This window comes from Streptomyces sp. NPDC039609, assembly GCF_055596705.1.
The window spans coordinates 19,193-39,596 of record NZ_JBVIUJ010000009.1 but is presented as its reverse complement, the minus strand read 5'-3'; the positions used below and the strand labels follow the sequence as shown (position 1 = coordinate 39,596).

The following is a 20,404-nucleotide window of genomic DNA, read 5'->3' as shown; positions in this document are numbered from 1 at the left end:
CAAGCGACGGCGTGGCAGGCCACCGAACCCGAACCGGCGGGACATCCGGCACTACATGTACGTGGGGACTCTGTCCTTCGATCTGCTCCTCGGCGACGTTCATTCGTTGAAGGAGAAACGCTCCGTCGTCCGGCCCATCGTCGCCGAGCTCCAGCGCAAGTTCTCCGTGAGCGCGGCAGAGGTGGGCGACCAGGACCTCCATCGCAGGGCCCGTCTGGGCGTCGCGCTGGTGTCCGGGGACCCGGGGTTCGTATCGGACGTACTGGACCGCTGTGAGCGGCTGGTCGCGGCGCGGCCCGAGGTGGAGCTGCTGTCGGTGCGACGCAGGCTCCACACTGATGAAGACTGAATGAGCAAGGCAAAGAAGGAGAAGGACCAGTGGCCGACAACGCGCGGGCGAAGAAGCTGGCGGACCTCATCAGGGAGGTGGTCGCCGAGAAGCTGCAGCGCGGCATCAAGGACCCGCGCCTGGGTACGCACGTGACCATCACGGACACCCGCGTCACCGGTGACCTGCGGGAGGCCACGGTCTTCTACACGGTCTACGGCGACGACGAGGAGCGGGCCAGCGCGGCCGCCGGGCTGGAGAGCGCCAAGGGCATCCTGCGCTCCGCCGTCGGTGCCGCCGCCGGGACGAAGTTCACGCCGACGCTGACCTTTGTCGCGGACGCCCTCCCGGAGACCGCCAAGACGATCGAGGACCTCCTCGACAAGGCGCGGGCCTCGGACGCCAAGGTGCGCGAGGCGTCCTCCGGCGCCAAGTACGCCGGCGAGGCCGACCCGTACCGCAAGCCCGAGGACGAGGACGAAGAGGGCACCACCGCCTGATGAGCACCGCAAAGACGCCCGACGGCCTTGTCATCGTCGACAAGCCGTCGGGCTTCACTTCGCACGACGTCGTGGCCAAGATGCGCGGGATCGCCAAGACCCGTCGCGTCGGTCACGCGGGCACGCTCGACCCCATGGCGACGGGCGTCCTCGTCCTCGGCGTGGAGCGGGCGACCAAGCTGCTCGGTCACCTCGCGCTGACCGAGAAGGAGTACCTCGGCACCATCCGCCTCGGCCAGACCACGATCACCGACGACGCCGAGGGCGAGATCACGGCCTCCGTGGACGCGTCCAAGGTGACCCGCGAGGGGATCGACGCGGGAGTCGCGGAGCTGACCGGCGCCATCATGCAGGTGCCGTCGAAGGTCTCCGCCATCAAGATCGACGGCAAGCGGTCGTACGCGCGGGTACGCGGCGGCGAGGAGTTCGAGATCCCGGCCCGGCCGGTCACGGTCTCGTCCTTCCAGGTGTACGACGTCCGGGAGGCCACCGCCGAGGACGGCACGCCCGTCGTCGACCTCGTCGTCTCCGTGGTCTGCTCCTCGGGTACGTACATCCGGGCGCTCGCCCGCGACCTGGGCGCCGGGCTCGGTGTGGGCGGTCATCTGACCGCGCTGCGGCGGACCCGGGTCGGCCCGTACAAGCTGGACTCGGCCAGGACCCTCGACCAGCTCCAGGAGGAGCTGACGGTCATGCCGGTCGCCGAGGCGGCCGGGGCGGCGTTCCCCCGCTGGGACGTCGACGAGAAGCGGGCCCGGCTGCTGCTGAACGGCGTCCGTCTGGAGATGCCGTCCTATCCGGCGGGCCCCGTGGCGGTCTTCGCCCCGGACGGCCGGCTGCTGGCGCTCGTGGAGGAGCAGAAGGGCAAGGCCAAGAGCCTGGCCGTCTTCGGCTGAGCGGCCTTCGCACAGGGGCCGACGGCCCTGATCATGGTGGAGCGGGCACGCGCGCGTGCCCGCTCCACGATCCCCCTCCGGGGACTGTCTATCCACTCCGAACCCCTCATTCACCCCTTCGGGCAGGCGCTCGGAGTGAAACGGGGGAGCGCTGGGGGGCGCGTTCGTCCGGTGCGCTTCTCGGAGTGATCACCGCCGACCTACCGTCGACACCATGGGACGCGGGGACCTGGCGACGCTGGTACGGATCTGCGATCTGGCGGGCCGACCGCGCGGAACGGGCTTCGTCGCCGACGACCGGGGGACCGTCGTCACCAGCCACGAGGCCGTCGACGGGCTCGTACGGATCGTGCTGCACGCCGCCGACGAGCGGATGTGCCTCGCCGAGGCCGACGCCATCACGGCCCTCCCCGAGGCCGGTCTCGCGCTCGTACGGACCGAGGGGCTCGGGGTCCGCCCGCTGCCTGTCTCGTCCCGGACCCGGATCGAGGCCGGGACGTACGTGCGGATCGCAGCGCACGGCTGGCGCGAGGCGCGGGTCCTGGGCAGTGCGTCCGTCACGTACACCGCCACCGATCGCTTCCATGTCCTCGACCACGCCCTGGAGCTGGCCATCGGCACCGAGGGCGCGGAGGCGCTCCGTCTCGGTGGGTGGGCCGCCGGGGGCCCGGTCGTGGACCCCGCGACCGGGGCCGTGGTCGCGGTCCTCGGTACCTCGCTGCACGGCGACCGCCGGGACGCGGCCGGGTACGCGGTGTCCCTCGCGGCCGTGGAGCCGCTGGCCGCGCTGCTGCGGCGGAACGCGGCGACGGTCCCCTGCTACGGCCAGGACCTGAACCTGGCGGGCGTCCTGGAACTCACCGCCACCTCCCTCGGCTCGGCCGGCGGCCCCAGGGGATGGGGCGAGCCCGTCGAACGGGCCGTGTGCGTCCGGGAGTTCGCCGCGTTCGCCCAGGGCGGCGCCGTGGTCCTCGCGCTCGTCGGCGCGCCCGGCACCGGCCGCACCACCGCGCTCGCGGCCCACTGCGCCGACCGCGCCCGGGGCGCCGAGCCCGCGCCCACCGTCTGGCTGCGTGGCGCGGACCTGCGCGCGGAGGACACCTCGGTCGCCGACGCCGTCGCCCGCGTCCTGCGCCAGGCCGGCCGGATCGTCGCGACGACCGGCACGCGCGGTGACGCCACCACCGCGACCCCGGAACGGGCCGCCGCCCTCGCCCGTGAGGCGGGCCGCCCGCTGCTCGTGATCCTCGACGGCCCGGAGGAGATGCCCCCGACACTCGCCCACCGCCTCCCCGCCTGGACGAAAGGCACGGAATCCTGGCTGCACACCCACGGCACCCGCCTGATGCTCGGCTGCCGCCCGGAACACTGGGACCAGGCGAGCGGCCTGTACGCGCCGGAGTCCCTGCATGGAGGCGGGCCGGGGCGCGGGGGTGAGGGGTCGGGCCCGCAGGGCGATGCCGGACACGGATGGCCCGACCTCGGCCGTGCGGGGGGCTGGGGGCCGACCGGCCCGGCCGGGCTCGAAGGCTCGGGCCCGGCCGGCGCGGAGCCCGGCATCGGCGGGCGTACGCCGGTGCACGTACTCGGGTTCCCGGCCTGTGCCGCCGGTGGGGTGCCGATCGGGGACCTGGCCCACGGCGAGGCGGCCCTGGCCCTGGGGCGATACGGGCTCCGTGGGACCGATCCGGGGATCGACGACGCGCGGCATCCGCTCGCGCTGCGGCTGCTCGCCGAGGTGCGCGAGGCGCTGCCCGGCGATGTGCCCGGACGCCCCGGGCGGGAGGAGATCTTCGGCGCCTACCTGGACCTGATGTGTCTGCGCGTCGCGGTACGGATCGCGGCCGGGTCCCGCCCACTCCCACGGGGTACCGCCGTACGACGGCTCGCGGCACGGGTGGCCGGACAGGTTCACGAGGCCGCGCGTCGGTGCCTCGGGCCGGGGCAGGGGGAACTGGACCGGGAGTCCTTCGAGGAGATCTTCCCGTGGCGGACCGGCTGGGCGTCCGCCGTCCTCACGGAGGGCCTCGTCGTTCCCGCCGGATCCGGCTACCGCTTCGGTCACGAGGAGCTCGCCGACTGGATCCAGGGCGCTCACCTGGACGTCGACGGCGCCCTGCACGCGCTCGTCCACCGCTGGCACGAGAGCCCGCCGGTCGGGCTCCCGTCCCGCCCCGGGGCGCCGCGCGCCATGCCGACAGGACACGTACCCCCGCCGCCCGGCGCGCACGGCACCGGCGAGGAGCCGGCGCGCTCGCTTCCCGTGCCCCGCCACCGGATCGGCCCGGTCGTCCAGGCCCTGCTCCTCCTGGACCGCGAGCAGGGTCCTGCCGTGCTCGGGCCGCGCCTGACGGCCCTTGCCGACGCCCTCGACCGCCTGTCAGCCGCGGGCCGGGAGTCCACCGACGCCGCCTGGTGGGGCGCCCAACTCCTGTCCCAGACCCTGCTACGCCTCCCGGACCTCAAGCCCTACCTCCCAGTCCTCCGCCACCTCGCCGACCGCATCGGCACCAGCCCACCACCCCCGCCGCAGGCACCCGCTCCCAGGCTCCTGCCCGCCCAGCGGGCCCTCGCGCCGTCCCGGCCGTCGGGCCCGCCCGACCCGCCGGGCGGGCCGCAGGCACACGAGCCGACCGGGTCACCCGGCAGGCGGCAGGCGCGTCAGCCGGAATGCCTGCCCGGGCCGCGTCAGCCCGGCCTGCCCGGACCTACCGACCTGCCTGGACCTACCCACCTGCCCGGGCCGCGTCCCCCGGCCGATCTGCCTGGACCTACCCACCTGCCCGGGCCGCGTCCCCCGGCCGATCTGCCTGGACCTACCGACCTGCCCGCGCCCGCCGACCCGCCCGCCCCCGCCCCCCTCGCCGGTGCCTTCGCCCCCTTCGGGCCCGTCTTCTGGGAAGCGTTGCGCATCGGGGAAGGGGAGCGGATGGACCTCCTGCGGCGGGTCGTCCCCGCCGATGCCGCGCCCGGGGGCGATCGGGTGCCACGGTTTCTCGATGCCGTCGCCGCTCGGCTCGTCGCCGAGCCCCGGGGTGTTCAGCCGCTGCTCTGCCGTTGGTTCGGCGACACGCGCGCCTTGGCCGCCGCGCCGGACGCCACCGTCGCCACCGCCGCGCAGGCGCTGCTGCACACCCATCGGAGCCTCGCCGTCGACGACCTCTGCGAGGCCCTCGTCGCCACCGCCCATCCGCTCGCCGACGGGCTGCTGACCGCCCTCGTCGAGGACGAGCCGTCCGCCGTGTGCCGGGCCGTCGACCGGTGGGCCCACGACGACGGGCGCCCCGCCCGTCGGGCCGCCGCCGCCGCGTACGGGTGCCTCGTCGCCGAGCGCGTCACGACCGGACCCGACCGCGAACTCCTCCGCTACACGGCCCTCGCCCTGCTCGCCCGCCCAGGCGACGCCGCCCTGCACGGCCCCGCCCTCGGCCTCCTCGTCCGCGACCCGCACACCCGCTCCCGCCATCTGCCCCGCGCCCTCACCGACGCCGGCGTCCCCGCGTGCGCGCTCGTCGCCGCGCTCCCCACCCACCCCGAACCGGTCCTCGCCGCCTTCCAGACCCGCCTGCACGGCCCGGGGGAGGCCGCAGGCGAGGTGCTCCGCGCCCTCGCCGAGGTCACCACCCCCGCTCTCGCCCGCCGCGCCGCCGCCCTCGTGCGCGAGTACGTCGACCACCACCCCGACGGCGCCCGCCACGCCGCCGCCTTCGTCGACCGCCGCCTCGAACACGGACCGGCCGCCCGCGCGATCCTCTTCCCGCTCGTCACCGGCCTCCTCAAGAACCGATCCGTCCAGGTCCGCAGCGCCCTCGCCCCCGTGTTCGCCGCCCCCGGCACCGGCGCCTCCCGCCTCCTGCGTACCGAACTCCTCGACCTCCTGCTCGACCACGAGCGGTACGAGGCCCGGGACCTGGCCGTCCTCGACGCCCTGCTGCGCGCCGCCGCCCTCGGCTGCGAGCGGCGCACCGAGGTCCGTACCCGCGACCTCGTCCACCGCGCCGGCCTCCTCCTCGTCCGCACCCCCGAGGGCGCCACCTGTCTCGACAGACGCCTCGGCGAGCTCGCCCGCGAAGTCCCCGCCTTCGCGGCCCAGCTGGCCGGCTGGCTCACCGCCAGCCCCGCGGAATGGGCCTCCGTCGTCGGCCCCGGCACCCGCCGTACGGTCCTGAGCCTCGGCAGTTCCATGCCGATGCGGGACGACGGCCGTGGGCATGGCAGTCTTAGACCTGCGTAATCGGCGAACAGGCGGACGAGGAGCGGTCACAGTGCAGCGCTGGCGTGGCTTGGAGGACATCCCCCAGGACTGGGGGCGCAGCGTCGTCACCATCGGCTCCTACGACGGTGTGCACCGCGGGCACCAGCTGATCATCGGACGGGCGGTGGACCGCGCCCGCGAGCTCGGCGTCCCTTCGGTCGTCGTCACCTTCGACCCGCACCCCTCCGAGGTCGTACGGCCCGGAAGCCACCCGCCCCTGCTCGCCCCGCACCACCGGCGCGCGGAGCTGATGGCCAAGCTGGGCGTGGACGCCGTGCTCGTCCTGCCCTTCACGGCCGAGTTCTCGCAGCTCTCCCCGGCGGACTTCATCGTGAAGGTCCTCGTCGACAAGCTGCACGCGAAGGCTGTCATCGAGGGCCCGAACTTCCGGTTCGGCCACCGGGCCGCCGGCAACGTCGACTTCCTGGCCGAGCTCGGCGCCACCTACGACTACGAGGTCGAGGTCGTCGACCTCTACGTGAGCGGTACGGCGGGCGGCGGCGAGCCGTTCTCCTCCACGCTCACCCGCCGCCTGGTCGCCGAGGGCGACATGGAAGGCGCCGGCGAGATCCTCGGCCGCCCGCATCGCGTCGAGGGCATCGTCGTCCGCGGCGCCCAGCGCGGCCGCGAGCTCGGCTTCCCGACCGCCAACGTCGAGACCCTGCCGCACACCGCCATCCCGGCCGACGGCGTGTACGCCGGCTGGCTGACGGCCGCGGGGGAGCGGATGCCGGCCGCGATCTCGGTCGGCACCAACCCCCAGTTCGACGGCACCGAGCGGACCGTCGAGGCGTACGCGATCGACCGCGAGGGGCTCGACCTGTACGGCCTGCACGTGGCCGTGGACTTCCTGGCGTACGTCCGCGGGATGCTGAAGTTCGACACCCTGGACGACCTGTTGGAAGCGATGGCCGGCGATGTGAAGCGCTGCCGTGAACTGACCGAGGCGTACGACCGGAAGGGCTGACCGGGGCCGCGCCGGAGGTCCGGGGCGAGCCCGCCCCCGCAGCTCCGGCTCTGCGCCGCGCAGACGCCTCCGGCGGGCGTCAGCGCCCGCTCGTGACCTCCGCCCCGTCACGCACCCAGTGACACGCCACGTCCCGCGCCCCGCTGCCGCCCAGCACCGGCAGTTCCTCGCCCCGGCAGCGTTCCGCGACGGCGGACGCCTCCCCCGAGGCGAGGACCTGGCAGCGGGCGTGGAAGCGGCACCCGGACGGGATGCGGGCCGGGTCCGGGGGCTCGCCGGTCAGGACCACCGGCTCGCCCTCCGACTCCGGCAGGACCGACAACAGCGCCCGGGTGTACGGGTGCTGAGGTGAGGTCAGGACGGACTCCACCGTGCCGGTCTCCACGATCCGTCCCAGGTACATCACCGCCACCCGGTCCGCGATGTTCCACGCGAGACCCAGGTCGTGCGTGACGACCAGCGCCGACAGGCCCAGTTCGTCCCGCAGACGCAGCAGCAGCGCCAGGATCTCGCCCCGCACCGAGGCGTCCAGCGAGGCCACCGGCTCGTCCGCGACGATCAGCTCGGGCTGGAGGACCAGCGCGCCCGCGATGACGACCCGCTGACGCTGCCCGCCGGACAGCTCGTGCGGGTAGCGCAGGAAGAAGCGCTCCGGCGGGCGCAGCCCGGCCCGTGACAGGGCTTCCCCGACGGCGGCCCGCTCGTCCCCCGGGTAGCCGTGGATCCGCAGCCCCTCGGCCACGGCGTCGTACACCGTGTGGCGCGGATTCAGCGAGCCGCTGGGGTCCTGGAGGACCAACTGCGCCCGCTTCCGGTACGCCTTGAGGGCACGGGAGCTGTACGACAGCGGCTGCCCGGCGAAGGTGACGGTCCCGGACGTCGGTGGCACCAGACCGAGCAGCGAACGGGCCAGCGTGGTTTTGCCGCACCCCGACTCGCCGACCAGCGCCACGATCTCGCCCGCGCCGATGTCCAGGTCCACCCCGTCCACCGCGCGGGCGGCGGGCGCGCCCCGCCGCCCGGGGAAGGTGACCTTCAGCCCGGCCGCCGACAACAGGGGACTCGACGGCACGGGCGCGGGTGGCGCGGCGCTCGACGCCCCGGCCCGAACCGGCGAGCCCGCCTCGGACGCGCCGCCGTCAGGTGTCAACGGATTCACGAGCCACTCCCCACGTGTACGCAGGCCGCCCGGCGCCCCGCGCCCGCCTCCCGCAGTTCCTGGTCCTGCTCGCCGCACACCTCCACCGCCATGGGGCAGCGCGGGTGGAACGCGCAGCCGACCGGCAGATCCGCCGGGTCCGGCGGATCGCCCGGGAGCCCGCGCGGAGCCCGCCGGGACGCCGGGTCGCCGATCCTCGGGAAGGCCGAGGACAGCGCCCGCCCGTACGGGTGCTCGGCCGCGTCGTACACGGCCCGGGCCGGGCCCTCCTCCACCACCCGCCCGGCGTACATCACCGCGAGCCGGTCGCAGGTGTCGGCGAGCACGGCGAGATCGTGGCTGATCATCAGCAGGCTGATCCCGTCGTCGGCCACCAGACGCTCGATCAGCCGCAGGATCTGTGCCTGGATCATCACGTCCAGCGCCGTCGTCGGCTCGTCGGCCACGATCAGCCGGGGATCGCAGGCGAGCGCCATCGCGATCATCACCCGCTGGCGTTGCCCGCCGGACAGTTCGTGCGGATAGCCCGCCGCCCGCGCGGGCGGCAGCCCTACGTGCTCCAGGAGCTCCCCGACCCGCCTGCGGGCCGCCGCCGGGGTGGAGCGCCCGTGGGTGAGCAGCGGCTCGGCGATCTGGTCGCCGATCCGGTGCACCGCGTTGAGCGAGTGCATCGCGCCCTGGAAGACGATCGACGCCCCCGCCCAGCGCACGGCCCGCAGCCGTCCCCATTTCATGGCGAGGACGTCCTCGCCGTCGAGCAGGATCTCCCCGGTCAGCCGGGCCGACGGCGGCAGCAGGCGCAGCAGGGCGAGCGCCATCGTCGACTTCCCGCAGCCCGACTCGCCCGCGACCCCGAGTTTCTGCCCGGCGGCCAGGGTCAGATCGACCCCCCGCACGGCGGGGACGGCGGCCGCCCCCGACCCGTACGTCACGCTCAGATTCCGTACCTCCAGCAGGCTCATCGACCCACTCCCAGCTTCGGGTTCAGCACGGACTCGACCGCCCGCCCGCACAGCGTGAACGCGAGCGCGACCAGCGCGATCGCGATCCCGGGCGGGGCGAGGTACCACCAGTGACCCGAGGAGACCGCCCCCGCCTCCCGCGCGTCCTGGAGCATTCCGCCCCAGGACACCACCGTCGGGTCGCCGAGGCCGAGGAAGGCGAGCGTCGCCTCGGTGAGGATCGCGGTGGAGATGCCGAGCGTGGTCTGCGCGAGCACCAGCGGCATCACGTTGGGCAGCACGTGCCGGCTCATGATGTGCCCGTGTCCGCCGCCCAGCGCGGTGGCCCGTTCGATGTACGGCCGGGACTCCACCGCGATCGTCTGGGCCCGCACCAGCCGGGCGGTGGTCGGCCAGGTGGTGACGCCGATCGCAAGGATCACCGTCCACATCGACCGGGACAGCACGGTCGCCAGCACGATCGCGAGGACCAGCGTCGGCATCACCAGGAACCAGTCGGTGATCCGCATGACGACGGTCGAGAACCAGCCGCCGTAATGGCCGGCGATGATGCCGACGAGCGTGCCGATGGCGACCGACAGCGCCGCCGCGAGCAGGCCGACGAGCAGTGAGATCCTCGCTCCCCAGAGCAGCAGGCCGAGCAGCGAGCGGCCGAACTGGTCGGTTCCGAGCGGGAATTCGGCGCTGGGGGGCTCCAGGGCCGTACCCGGCGCATTGGTGACCGACTGGACGTCGGCGCCGACGATCAGCGGGGCGGCGAGCGCGAGCAGCGCGATGACGGCGAGCCCGGCCAGACCGTAGAGACCGGCGCGGTGGGTGCGGTACTGCTTCCAGAAGCGGGACACGGTACCGCGTCGGCGTTCCCATGTGAGAGAGGTCATCGGCCCACCCGGGGGTCGAGCAGCGGATAGAGCAGATCGGCGATCAGGTTCATCACGATCATCGCGCCGGCGAAGACCACGAACAGACCCTGGACGAGCGGCAGATCGGGCACGCTGAGCGCCTGGTAGAACAGCCCGCCGAGCCCCGGCCAGGAGAACACGGTCTCCACCAGGATCGAACCCGCCGCCACATGGCCGAGGTTGATGAAGACCATCGTCACGGTCGGCAGCAGCGCGTTCGGAACCGCGTGGCGGCGCCGTACGACGTCGTCCCGGAGCCCCTTGGCCCGCGCGGTGGTCAGATAGTCGCTGCCCATCTCGTCGAGCAGCGAGGAGCGCATCACCAGGAGGGTCTGCGCGTAGCCGACGGCCACCAGGGTGAGGACCGGCAGCACCATGTGGTGCGCGACGTCGAGAACGTACGCGAAGCCGGTCTCGCCCGCGCCCGACTCCATGCCGCCCGTCGGGAAGAGTCCCGGGATCGGGCCGATGCCCACCGAGAACACGATGATCAGAAGCAGTCCGAGCCAGAACGACGGCACGGACCACAGGGTCAGCGCGACGCCCGTGTTGAGCTTGTCGCCCAGCCCGCCGTGGTGCCAGGCGGAGCGGGTGCCGAGCCACAGCCCGAGCGCCGAGTAGATCATCACGGCGACGCCGGTGAGCAGCAGGGTGGCCGGCAGTTTCGTGGCGATGAGATCGCCGACCGGGGCGTGGAACTGGTACGAGGTGCCGAGATCGCCGCTCAGCGCCTTGGCGCAGTAGTCGGTGAACTGCTGCCAGAGCGGCAGATCGAGCCCGAACTGCCGACGCAGGGTCGCCAGCTGTTCGGCCGATGTCGGCACACCGTGCGTCATCGCCTTGACCGGGTCACCCGGGATGATCCGGAAGAGGAAGAAGCTGGTGACGAGCACGGCGAGCAGCGAGACGGCCGCGCCGCCCAGCTTGCCGGCCACGTAGCGGAGGTACTGGAGGGTCGTACCGGTGCGGGAGGCGCCGTCCGTGGTGCGGACCTTCTCGGTCCGCACCACGTCGGCGGGGGTGCTTGCGGTCGTCACGGACTACTCGCGGTCGTCGGCGGTGGACCGGCGCTTCATGCCGAGGAAGACACCGAGAGCGACCACGGCCACGACGGCGGCACCGATGCCGATGATCACTCCGCTGTCGGAGCCGCTCGATCCGCCGTCCGCCGCGGAGCCCGCGGCAGCGGTGGTGGGAACGGCCGACCACCAGCTCCAGTAGCCGTCCTGGCCGTAGAGGTTGCCGGCGGCCGCCGGCATGGTCGTGATGGACCTGATCTGGTCCGTGCGGTACGCCTCGAGTGCGTTCGGGTACGCCATGACATTCATGTACCCGGTGTCGTACAGCCGTGACTGCATCTGCTTGACCAGATCCGCCCGCTTGGCGGCGTCGTACTCCACCGACTGCTGCGCGTACAGGGCGTCGAACTGCTTGTCGCAGATGAAGTTGTCGGTCGCCCCGGAGTCCTTCGGGGTCGCCGGCAGGGTGCCGCAGGTGTGGATCGACAGGACGTAGTCGGGGTCGGGGTTGACCGACCAGCCGTCGAAGGCGAGGTCGTAGTCGCCCTTCGTCCACGGGTCGCCGACGTTGTCGAGGCACTCGACCTTCAGCCCGATGCCGAGCTCGCCCCACCACTCCTGGAGGTACTTGCCGATCGCCTTGTCGTTCGGGTCGGTGGCGTGACACAGGATCCGGAAGTCCAGCGGCTTGCCGTCCTTGCCGACCCGCTTGCCGTCGCCGTTCTTCTTGTAACCGGCCTGGTCCAGGAGCTGCCCGGCCTTGGCCGGGTCGTAGGCCAGCTTCTGCGCGGCCTCCGGCTTCCAGAAGTACGACGCGAAGCGCGGCGGGATGTAGCCCTCGCCCTCGACGGCGTGGCCCTGGAAGACCTTGTCGACGATCGTGGTCCGGTCCACGGCGAGGAAGAGCGCCTTGCGGACCACCGGGTCGAGCAGCGCCTTGTGGCCGTTGCCGAAGGTCTTGCCGTCCTTGGAGCGGGCGCCCGGGTTGGTGGCCAGGGCGAAGAAGCGCCGGCCGGGGGCGTCGTTGACCTTGATGTTCTTCGCGGACTTCAGGGCCGCGGCCTGAGCGGGCGTCAGGTTCGGTACGAAGGACACCTCGCCCTTCTGCAGCGCGGCGACGGCCGCGTCACCGTCCTTGTAGTACTTGAACACCAGTTCATCGAACTTGGGCGTGCCACGCCAGAAGTCCTTGTTCGGCTTCAGCTTGATGTACTGGTCGACCTTGAAGTCCGTGATGACGAACGGGCCGTTGCCGACGATCGGGAACTGCTGGTCGTTGTTGAACTTGGAGAAGTCGCCGACCTTCTCCCAGACGTGCTTGGGCACGATCGGCACGTCCAGCGCCGTCATCGTGGCCTGGGGCTTCTTCAGCTCGATGACGAGCGTCTGCGGGTCGGGTGCGGTGACCTTCCTGAAGTTGGACGTGAAGCTGCCGTTCGCGGTGGCGGCGTTCTCGTCCGTCATCATCTTGTTGAAGGTCCAGGCGGCGTCCTCGGCCGTGGCCTGCTTCCCGTCGGACCACTTCGAGTCCTTGCGGATCGTGTACGTCCACGTCAGCTTGTCGGGGGAGGACTTCCACTCGGTCGCCAGGCCCGGGACCGGCTTGGCGTCGTTCGCGTCGTAGTTCGTCAGGTACTCGTAGGCCAACCGGTGGATGCTGGTGGAGACGAGCTTCTGCGCGAGGAAGGGGCTCAGGGAGTCGACGCTCTGCGAGACCGCGACGGTGAGCGTGCTGTTCTCGTCGGCTGCTTGGGCGGTGGTCCGGGCGGTTGCTTGGGGCGCGACCACGAGCGTGGTGGCGGCGACACCTGCGGCGAGGAGCAGCCGGGGGAGTCTTCGGGGGGCGACCTGGCGGGAGGGAACCTTCGTGACCTTGACCATGGGACGTGACCTCGCGTTGGGGTTCTGTCGTCGATCTTGGGGCGCCAACTGGTGAAGCGAAGGTTTATCAGCGGTGACGGAGCGGCGTCAACGATGACTCAAACCCCTTGTGGGCTGCGGGAATGCCAAGAGGCTCCGCACCGGGGAGCGGTGCGGAGCCTCATTGGTCCAGTCCTCTGACGCCTTACTGTTGAGGGGCTGGCGGTGCCTGCGGAGGCTGCTGCCAGCCCTGCGGCATACCGGGCTGACCGGGCTGCTGCGGGTAGGGCTGCTGCTGCGGGTACGGCTGCGGCTGTGCCTGCGGGTACGGCTGCTGGCCCGGCTGGCCTCCGTACGGCTGACCCGGCTGCGGTGCCTGGGGCGCGTACGGCTGACCGGGTGCCGGCTGACCGCCGTACGGCTGACCGGGCATCGGCTGACCGGGCTGACCAGGCATCGGCGGTGCCATGTGCGGCGGAACGCCGCCCTGGCCGTCACCGGTCCACAGCCCCTGCGCCTGCTGCGCCCGCACGAAGTCCTCGGCGACCATCGCGGACAGGTTGAAGTACGCCTCGCGCGTCTTCGGCCGCATCATGTCGAGGTCGACCTCGGCGCCCGCCGACAGGTGCTCGTCGAACGGCACGACCACGACCCCGCGGCAGCGGGTCTGGAAGTGCTGCACGATGTCGTCGACCTTGATCATCTTGCCGGTCTCGCGGACTCCGGAGATGACCGTGATGGAGCGCTGCACCAGCTCCGCGTAGCCGTGCGCGGAGAGCCAGTCGAGCGTCGTCGACGCGCTGGAGGCACCGTCCACGGACGGGGTGGAGATGATGATCAGCTGGTCGGCGAGGTCGAGCACGCCGCGCATCGCGCTGTAGAGCAGCCCCGTACCGGAGTCGGTCAGGATGATCGGGTACTGCTTGCCCAGGACGTCGATCGCGCGCCGGTAGTCCTCGTCGTTGAACGTCGTCGAGACGGCCGGGTCCACGTCGTTGGCGATGATCTCCAGACCGGAGGGCGCCTGCGAGGTGAAACGGCGGATGTCCATGTACGAGTTGAGGTACGGGATCGCCTGCACGAGGTCACGGATGGTGGCCCCGGTCTCGCGCCGCACCCGGCGGCCGAGCGTGCCCGCGTCCGGGTTGGCGTCGATCGCCAGGATCTTGTCCTGCCGCTCGGTGGCCAGGGTCGAGCCCAGCGCGGTGGTCGTCGTGGTCTTGCCGACACCGCCCTTGAGGGAGATGACCGCGATCCGGTAGCAGGACAGGACCGGCGTACGGATCAGGTCGAGCTTGCGCTGCCGCTCGGCCTCCTCCTTCTTGCCACCGATCTTGAAGCGGGCGGAGGCGCCGGGGTTCCGGCTGGACTTGGCCTTCTGCTTGTTGTTGCGCAGCAGGCGGTCGGAGGAGAGTTCCACGGCCGCGTTGTACCCGAGCGGGGCACCCGGCACGGAGCGCTCGCGCTGGTCGTGCGTGACCGCGGTGGGCCAGGCGGCCCCGGTCCGCGGATCGACCGGCGGCTGCTGCCCGGCCTGCGGCGGAACGGGCGCCTGGTGGGGCGGCACCTGGTGATCCGGGTGCACCTGCCCGGGCACCTGCGGGTTCTGCGGGGGCTGTGCGCCGGGGTGCGGGAAGCCGTACCCGCCCTGCGGCGCCGGAGCGCCGGCTTCGGGTGCCTGGGGTGCGGGCTGCGCGCCGGGATGGGGGAAGCCGTACCCGCCCTGCGGCGTCGGGGTGTTGGCCTCGGGTGTCTGGGGTGCGGGCTGTGCGCCGGGGTGCGGGAAGCCGTACCCGCCCTGCGGTGCCGGCTGCGCGCCCGGAGTTCCCGGGTGGGGGAAGCCGTAGCCGCCCTGCGGCGCCGGAGCGCCGGCTTCGGGTGCCTGCGGTGCGGGCTGTGCGCCGGGGTGGGGGAAGCCGTACCCGCCCTGCGGGGCCGGGGCGTTGGCCTCGGGCGTCTGCGGCGCCGGCTGCAGGGCCGGGTTCGGGAACCCGTAGGCGCCCTGGCCCTGCGGCGGGACGGGTGCGGGCAGCGGCTGACCGGGCTGCGGGAAGCCGTAGCCACCGGGCGTGCCCTGCGGCGGCACGGGTGCGTTCGGGGGCGTCGGGGCCGGCCAGGAGGCCGCGGCGGGCAGCGGGGCCACCGGCGGCGTCGACTGGTCGCCCGTGGGAGCCGGGGCCGGCCACTGCGGCGCGGCCGCGGGGGCCGCGGGCTGGAACGACGGCGGGAGCGGCGGCAGCCCGGCGCCGCCCTGCGGCGCGGCGGGGCTCCATGGCTCGGGCGCCGGAGGCAGGGCGGGCGGCAGCGCGGCGGGGACCGCGTCCTGGGGTTCGGGGGCGGCGTTGGCGGCGTCCTCGGGCGTGCCGGCGGCCGGCAGCGCGAGCGCGGCTCCGTCACCCGCCTCGTCCGACGGCGCGTCGGCGGACGGGGAGTCGCCCGAGGGAAGCGCGAGCGCCGCGCTGTCGCCGGCTTCGGAGGTGTCCCGCGGGGCGCTCTCGCCCGCCGGCAGGGCCGGGGTGCCGGGCGCCTCGTCGGCCACCGGCGCCGTGCCCGTGGCGTCGTCCGCCGGTGCGGAGCCTTCGGCGTCCGCCGGCGAGAGCTTGCCCGCGGACGCGCCGGTGGCGGCCGACTCGTCCTTCTCCGGCAGGCCGGGGCTGCCGCCCTCGGCAACACTCCGGTCGCCCGCGCCGGCCTCCGTGGATCCGCCCTCGGATGCGGCCGGGGCCGCGGCGGGAGTTCCGTGGGTGTCGAACGTGGACGGCGTGCCCGCGCCGGTACCGGGGTCCATCGGGCCGTCCGTCGCGGTCGGTACGGCCGGCGAAGGCTGCGCCTGACCATCGACGGAACCATGGCCCGCCGCTTCACCGGAGGCGGAGCCCACGCCGGTATCCGTGCCGGGTGCGTTCTCGGTCGAGGCGGTAGCCGCGCGCTCGGAGATCTCCGCCATCTCACGCTTCAGCGCGGCGGGGGAGAAGCGCATGGTGGCGCCGCTCTCCAGGTCGCCGCCCCCGAACGACCCACCGTCGGCGGGAACGGCCGGTGCGGGCACAACAGGTGCCGGGGCAGGCGCGGGAGGGGCGACCGGGGCGGGCGCGACCGAAGCGGGAGCAACCGGGGCCGGGGCCGGGGCCGGAGCCGGCGGCACCGGCGCCTGAGGCGCCCAGTTGGGCTCGAAACCACTGCCGGACGGGAGCCCCGGAACGGCGACGGGCGCACCGCTCGGCGGCGGTGGCGTCGCACCCCCGGCGCCGCCGGACGTCCCGGCGCCGGCCGATTCCGACGCGTTCTGCGTGTACCAGGCCGGAGGGGTGTAGTCGATGGTGAACTCACCCGTCATCTCGGCGGGATCCGCGTCGGACTGATCATCGGCGGGTGGATTCCAACCCCCGTGGATCTCGTCCCGATCGCCGTTCACTTTGCCTCCTGGTGTGGTCGCGCACCCTTGTGCTGTCGTGGGCGGGCCCTACCCACCCTAAACGCCAACCGTGTCCGTGGGGCAGGCCCGGCTGCCCGCCCACGTCTGTCCCGTAGATCACGTCTCGCCCCCAAGTGACCTACCGGCACCGCAGAGTGAACCCCCGGTGACCACGTGGCGATTCAAACCCGTACAAAAATGGACGGGATGGGAAATTGTCGCGCCGTCAGTCCATCCGGCGCGCGCTGCCCAACAATCCGGTCTCGGCATCCGTCGCCTGCGTCATCACGAACTGCCGGTCGCTCGGCGTGCACCACAGGGTCACACCGTCGGCGAGCGTCGACAGTGCCTCCGACTCCGCACGCGGCAGGCCCATGATGCGGGCGATCTGCGTGGCCTCGTCCGGGGACACCCGCTGGACGCCGACCAGCGAGGACTTCTCCAGGAGACGCGGGGCCACCGGGCTCAGGTACGGCAGCAGCGTCACCACCGACTGCCACGGGCCGGACACGACCCGGCCGCGCGGCGGACGCATTCCGCAGTCCCGCACCACGACCACCGGACTGCCGGCCGACGCACCCTGCGGCGGGACCCGGCCGACATCGTGCAGCGTGATGCACGGCTGACCACCGCCCGCGGCCTGCGCGAGCCCGGTCCACGCCTGCGCCCGGCCGGTCTCCACAGCCACCCGGGCCCCGGTCGCCGCCGCGCGCAACGCCATGACCTGCGCCGTCCACAGACCGCCGATCAGCGTCACGTCGTACGCCGTGGGGCGGTTGATGCCGAGCACCGCGGGCCGGCCCTCGGCGTCCACGCCGATGACCATGCCGTCGTCGCCGACCGGAAGGCCGAGCGCGCCGAGCTGCTCCAGCGGTACCGCGTGCCGGTCGCGGCGCGGCCCGACAAGCCCGAAGCCGAATCTGGGCCGTGCGGCCCTACCCGCACCGCGTCCGGACGCGCCGCGTCTGCCGGAACCGGCGTCCGTACCCCGAGTGCCGGGAGAAGGCTGAGAAGAAGGCGAAGAAGAAGGCAAAGAAGAAGGCGTGGTGGAGAAGGACATCAGCGCGCACCCCCGAGCGGCAGCGAAGCCAGCATGGCCGGCACCTGTTCGCGGTCCAGCCGCACCAGACCCGTCTTCACCCCGCGCGCCGCACGCTCCAGTTCGTGCCGCGCGGCCACGAGCTCCTCGTCGCTGCGACCGGTGATCCGTACGTGCCCGGCCACCGTCACCTCCTGACGGTCACCGCCGCTCAGCGTCAGACTGAACGTCGTCGCGAGCGCCGGGAGCGAGGTCAGCAGCGCGATCAGCTGAGGCATCGACGCACCCGCGCCACCCGTGCTCCCCAGCTGAGGCCAGCGCCCCACCCAGTACGTCGTATGGCGACGGTCGTCGACCCGCCAGGTCCGTGCGGTCTCCTGGGTCCGCCGCGCCTGCGCCTGGCCGCGTCCCGCCTGCGCGATCGCCATCGGGCTCGCGCACGACGACGTCGCCAGCGCGGCGATCAGCTCCTGCTCGGTGAGCACGGTCGCCTTGAACCCGGCGCCGGCCAGCCGGCTCGCCAACTGGTCGGCGGCCCGCACCACACACTTCTGCGCGCCCTCCAGGCCGCCGCCGCGGGCGGCGACCGCCTCCGGGCACAGCTCCGGGTCCAACTTCAGTGCCACCCACGTGATCCGCAGCGCCGGCGAACCCGTCTGCGCCTGCAGCGGCGCGTAGTTCCGCTTGGCCATCGACTGCTCCGGCAGATGCGGGGCGGGCGCCGGCTGCGTGTGCTGCACGATCTGCGCCGACTCGAGCCTGATCCCGTCCACGTCCAGGACGTCTCGGACGAGCGCGACCGGCAGCGGGCGTGCCGCACGGTCCGGACGCAGCGCCGTGGCCTCCGACTCGACGCGCACCAGCGCGGTGAGGAAGGTGCCGTCGCCGACCATCCCGACCGGCCGGCGGTCCCGGTCGCTGTACGCGTAGGTGCGCAGCGCGGGATCGCACTCCACGACCGGTGCGAGGCCGGGCTCCGTGCCCTCCGGGAGAACGAGCGAGGCGGCCCGGCGCGTACGGGTGCGCAGGGCGAGGTAGGTGGCGAGCCACTCCGGCATCGAGCGACGGTGTCTGCGCACCACCGCGAGCAGGACCAGCAGCGCGGCGACGACACCGGCGGGCACCAGCAGCAGCGGCTCGACGACCCAGGCCACGAGCAGCAGCGCCGCCGCGACCTCAATCAGTACGAGCTGTTGCAATCGGAACGATCCGAAGTGTCCCGGACGTGCCTGAAGTCGAGGCGAGACCGCCGACGGCGCGCCCGCCGAGGTCTGCGCCGGAGGCGCCGAGGAGGGTGCGGCCGCCGCACGCCGCGTCCGCGTCCGCGTAGCGGATGCCATCATGGAGAATCCCCCCAATTCGTCCCGATCACCCTGGCCCGCCAGGGCTTTGGCGGCTGGTTCACCCTACCCGCCCCACAAGCACCACCGGACAGCAGGCATAGTAGGGGGCCGGTCCGACAGCCGGAGCCCGGGTGCCATGCCCCCCGGTCTCGTCGGTGAAGACTGCGCCTGACGAAAATGGGGACTCATGGCATCACGGCGGGATGAGCTCAACGCGTACACCTTTGCGAAGAAGCGCACGGTGGCCGCATTCCTCCAACCTTCGCCCTCGGGCACGGAGGAGGGAGCGCCGAGGCCGTTGCGGGCGATCGTCCCCGGCCTGATCGTGGGCGCTGTGGTGCTCGCCGGGTTCGGCGCCTGGGGCATGTTCAGCCCCAAGGCCCCCAAGGGTTGGGACAAGCCCGGCAGCAAGGTGATCGTCGGCAAGCAGTCGACCACCCGGTACGTCGTGCTCTCCACCGGCAAGGGCAAGGACAAGAAGACCCTGCTCCACCCGGTCCTCAACCTGGCATCGGCGCGGCTCCTGCTCACGCCGCAGGAGTTCGCGGTCATCCAGGTCGACGACAAGCTGCTCGACGCGGGCAAGCCGCCGCGCGGCCCGATCCTCGGCATCCCGTACGCCCCCGACCGGCTCCCCAACGCGGACGAGGCGGGCAAGGCCAAGCGCTGGGCCGTGTGCGAACAGCCCGGCGGCGGCAAGGGATCCAGCGTCCAGAAGGCCACGTTCGTCTTCGCCCAGCGGGACTTCCAGCGCACAGAGGGCAGCGGGCAGCTCAAGGACGGGCAGATGATGTACGTCCAGGGCCAGAAGGACAAGGCCCGCTACCTCATCGACCACCGGGGTACGAAGTACCGGGTGCCCGGTGACCCGGCCGAGTCCGCCGGTCTGACCACGGCGCTCGTCGGCCTCAACAAGGAGCCCCAGCAGGTCACGGACGACTGGCTGGCCACCCTGCACACCGGCAGCCCCATCGAGTTCCCGCAGATCCCCGGCAAGGTCGGCGACCCGGCCGGCATCGGCGGCGGCAACCTCAGCCAGACCGAGGACCGGGTCGGCATGGTGCTGCTGGGCCAGACCGGTTCCGGGCCGCAGCACTACGTGGTCCTGCCCGGAAAGGTCCAGCCGGTCTCGGACTTCACCGCCTGGCTGCTCATCAACTCGCCGCAGACCGACGCCCTCGACATGGACGGCAAGGCGACCACCGTCGACGCGGCCTCGTTCACCCCGGACTCCGTCACCTTCGGCGCGCAGTACCGGTGGCCGACCCGCAAGTCCGAGCAGGTCAACACGGTCGCCGGCGCGGGCGCCCGGGACACCCTGTGCAGCGTGCTCAACCAGGTCGACGACAAGGGCCGTACGACGCTGACCACCTGGGCCGGTCCCCAGTACCCCGCCGAGATCACCGCCGGCGGCACCAGCACGTACGTCACCCCGGGCAGCGGCCTGCTCTACACCCAGATCCAGGGCAACCAGAGCAAGCCCGACGGCTCGCTCTTCCTCGTCACCGACACCGGCCTGCGCTACGCCGTGCAGGCCAACGGCGACAGCGACGCCGCCCGCTCCGACATCGGCACCGGGGACCAGGACGGCAAGCAGACCGACGGCCGCCCGGAACCGAGCGAGGCACAGACTCGTCTCGGCTACGAGAAGGTCACCCCGCTCCTCGTGCCGATCACGTGGTCGGAGTTCCTTTCCAAGGGGCCGAGGCTCGACACCAACAGCGCGCGTCAGCCGCAGGGTTCGTAAGGAGGTGGCAGT

General features: G+C 73.0%; 14 protein-coding genes. 6 read left to right on the top strand and 8 right to left on the bottom strand.

Annotated elements, in window-relative coordinates; translation table 11 throughout:
• Window positions 1–55 precede the first annotated feature (55 nt).
• From ACZ561_RS26160 to ACZ561_RS26140, 5 genes are all read left to right on the top strand, one after another.
• Window positions 56–349, top strand: coding sequence for a DUF503 domain-containing protein (locus tag ACZ561_RS26160; protein ID WP_019889861.1), 294 nt, complete (start codon window positions 56–58; stop codon window positions 347–349).
• 29 nt (window positions 350–378) lie between these two features.
• Window positions 379–828, top strand: coding sequence for a 30S ribosome-binding factor RbfA (rbfA, locus tag ACZ561_RS26155; protein ID WP_361434416.1), 450 nt, complete (start codon window positions 379–381; stop codon window positions 826–828).
• Entirely contained in the window at window positions 828–1,724 is an 897-nt protein-coding gene (gene truB, locus ACZ561_RS26150) for a tRNA pseudouridine(55) synthase TruB (RefSeq protein WP_376441674.1), read from the top strand. The genes rbfA and truB overlap by 1 nt, the downstream gene beginning before the upstream one ends.
• Window positions 1,725–1,938: 214 nt before the next feature.
• Window positions 1,939–5,958, top strand: coding sequence for a trypsin-like peptidase domain-containing protein (locus ACZ561_RS26145; RefSeq protein WP_470999381.1), 4,020 nt, complete (start codon window positions 1,939–1,941; stop codon window positions 5,956–5,958).
• 31 nt (window positions 5,959–5,989) lie between these two features.
• Window positions 5,990–6,946: a bifunctional riboflavin kinase/FAD synthetase gene (locus tag ACZ561_RS26140; protein ID WP_470999379.1), complete on the top strand. Its 957-nt coding sequence runs from the start codon at window positions 5,990–5,992 to the stop codon at window positions 6,944–6,946.
• Window positions 6,947–7,025: 79 nt separating this feature from the next.
• Here the strand turns inward: ACZ561_RS26140 and ACZ561_RS26135 are convergent, their stop codons facing one another.
• The 8 genes from ACZ561_RS26135 to eccE all read right to left on the bottom strand — a co-directional run bounded on the left by ACZ561_RS26135 (window position 7,026) and on the right by eccE (window position 18,642).
• A complete protein-coding gene (locus ACZ561_RS26135) occupies window positions 7,026–8,096 on the bottom strand; it encodes an ABC transporter ATP-binding protein (RefSeq protein WP_470999803.1) in 1,071 nt (356 codons plus the stop codon).
• Between the two features lie 5 nt (window positions 8,097–8,101).
• Window positions 8,102–9,067 carry an ABC transporter ATP-binding protein gene (locus tag ACZ561_RS26130; RefSeq protein WP_470999377.1) on the bottom strand — a complete coding sequence of 322 codons (966 nt, stop codon included), beginning with the start codon at window positions 9,065–9,067 and terminating at the stop codon, window positions 8,102–8,104.
• Complete coding sequence (locus tag ACZ561_RS26125) at window positions 9,064–9,948, bottom strand: ABC transporter permease (protein ID WP_376441663.1); 885 nt, start codon at window positions 9,946–9,948, stop codon at window positions 9,064–9,066. The genes ACZ561_RS26130 and ACZ561_RS26125 overlap by 4 nt, the downstream gene beginning before the upstream one ends.
• The gene (locus tag ACZ561_RS26120) at window positions 9,945–11,006 is read right to left on the bottom strand and encodes an ABC transporter permease (RefSeq protein ID WP_470999375.1); all 1,062 of its coding nucleotides are present in this window, start codon (window positions 11,004–11,006) and stop codon (window positions 9,945–9,947) included. Before ACZ561_RS26120 ends, ACZ561_RS26125 begins: the two co-directional genes overlap by 4 nt.
• 3 nt (window positions 11,007–11,009) lie before the next feature.
• A complete protein-coding gene (locus ACZ561_RS26115) occupies window positions 11,010–12,869 on the bottom strand; it encodes an ABC transporter substrate-binding protein (RefSeq protein ID WP_470999373.1) in 1,860 nt (619 codons plus the stop codon).
• A 184-nt stretch (window positions 12,870–13,053) separates the two neighbouring features.
• Complete coding sequence (locus tag ACZ561_RS26110; RefSeq protein WP_470999371.1) at window positions 13,054–16,263, bottom strand: SCO5717 family growth-regulating ATPase; 3,210 nt, start codon at window positions 16,261–16,263, stop codon at window positions 13,054–13,056.
• 226 nt (window positions 16,264–16,489) lie between these two features.
• Entirely contained in the window at window positions 16,490–17,323 is an 834-nt protein-coding gene (locus ACZ561_RS26105; protein ID WP_470999369.1) for a hypothetical protein, read from the bottom strand.
• Window positions 17,323–18,642 carry a type VII secretion protein EccE gene (gene eccE / locus ACZ561_RS26100; protein WP_470999801.1) on the bottom strand — a complete coding sequence of 440 codons (1,320 nt, stop codon included), beginning with the start codon at window positions 18,640–18,642 and terminating at the stop codon, window positions 17,323–17,325. The genes ACZ561_RS26105 and eccE overlap by 1 nt, the downstream gene beginning before the upstream one ends.
• A gap of 190 nt (window positions 18,643–18,832) precedes the next feature.
• Here eccE and eccB point away from each other — a divergent pair, with 190 nt between their 5' ends.
• The gene (gene eccB, locus ACZ561_RS26095) at window positions 18,833–20,392 is read left to right on the top strand and encodes a type VII secretion protein EccB (protein ID WP_470999367.1); all 1,560 of its coding nucleotides are present in this window, start codon (window positions 18,833–18,835) and stop codon (window positions 20,390–20,392) included.
• Window positions 20,393–20,404 lie beyond the last annotated feature (12 nt).

What these genes read in the sequence shown, in the direction of transcription:
- ACZ561_RS26115 (WP_470999373.1), bottom strand. Translation starts at nt 12,869, where the DNA reads ATGGTCAAGGTCACGAAGGTTCCCTCCCGCCAGGTCGCCCCCCGAAGA.
- ACZ561_RS26105 (WP_470999369.1), bottom strand. Translation starts at nt 17,323, where the DNA reads ATGTCCTTCTCCACCACGCCTTCTTCTTTGCCTTCTTCTTCGCCTTCT.
- ACZ561_RS26145 (WP_470999381.1), top strand. Translation starts at nt 1,939, where the DNA reads ATGGGACGCGGGGACCTGGCGACGCTGGTACGGATCTGCGATCTGGCG.
- ACZ561_RS26130 (WP_470999377.1), bottom strand. Translation starts at nt 9,067, where the DNA reads ATGAGCCTGCTGGAGGTACGGAATCTGAGCGTGACGTACGGGTCGGGG.
- eccB (WP_470999367.1), top strand. Translation starts at nt 18,833, where the DNA reads ATGGCATCACGGCGGGATGAGCTCAACGCGTACACCTTTGCGAAGAAG.
- ACZ561_RS26160 (WP_019889861.1), top strand. Translation starts at nt 56, where the DNA reads ATGTACGTGGGGACTCTGTCCTTCGATCTGCTCCTCGGCGACGTTCAT.
- ACZ561_RS26125 (WP_376441663.1), bottom strand. Translation starts at nt 9,948, where the DNA reads ATGACCTCTCTCACATGGGAACGCCGACGCGGTACCGTGTCCCGCTTC.
- truB (WP_376441674.1), top strand. Translation starts at nt 828, where the DNA reads ATGAGCACCGCAAAGACGCCCGACGGCCTTGTCATCGTCGACAAGCCG.
- eccE (WP_470999801.1), bottom strand. Translation starts at nt 18,642, where the DNA reads ATGGCATCCGCTACGCGGACGCGGACGCGGCGTGCGGCGGCCGCACCC.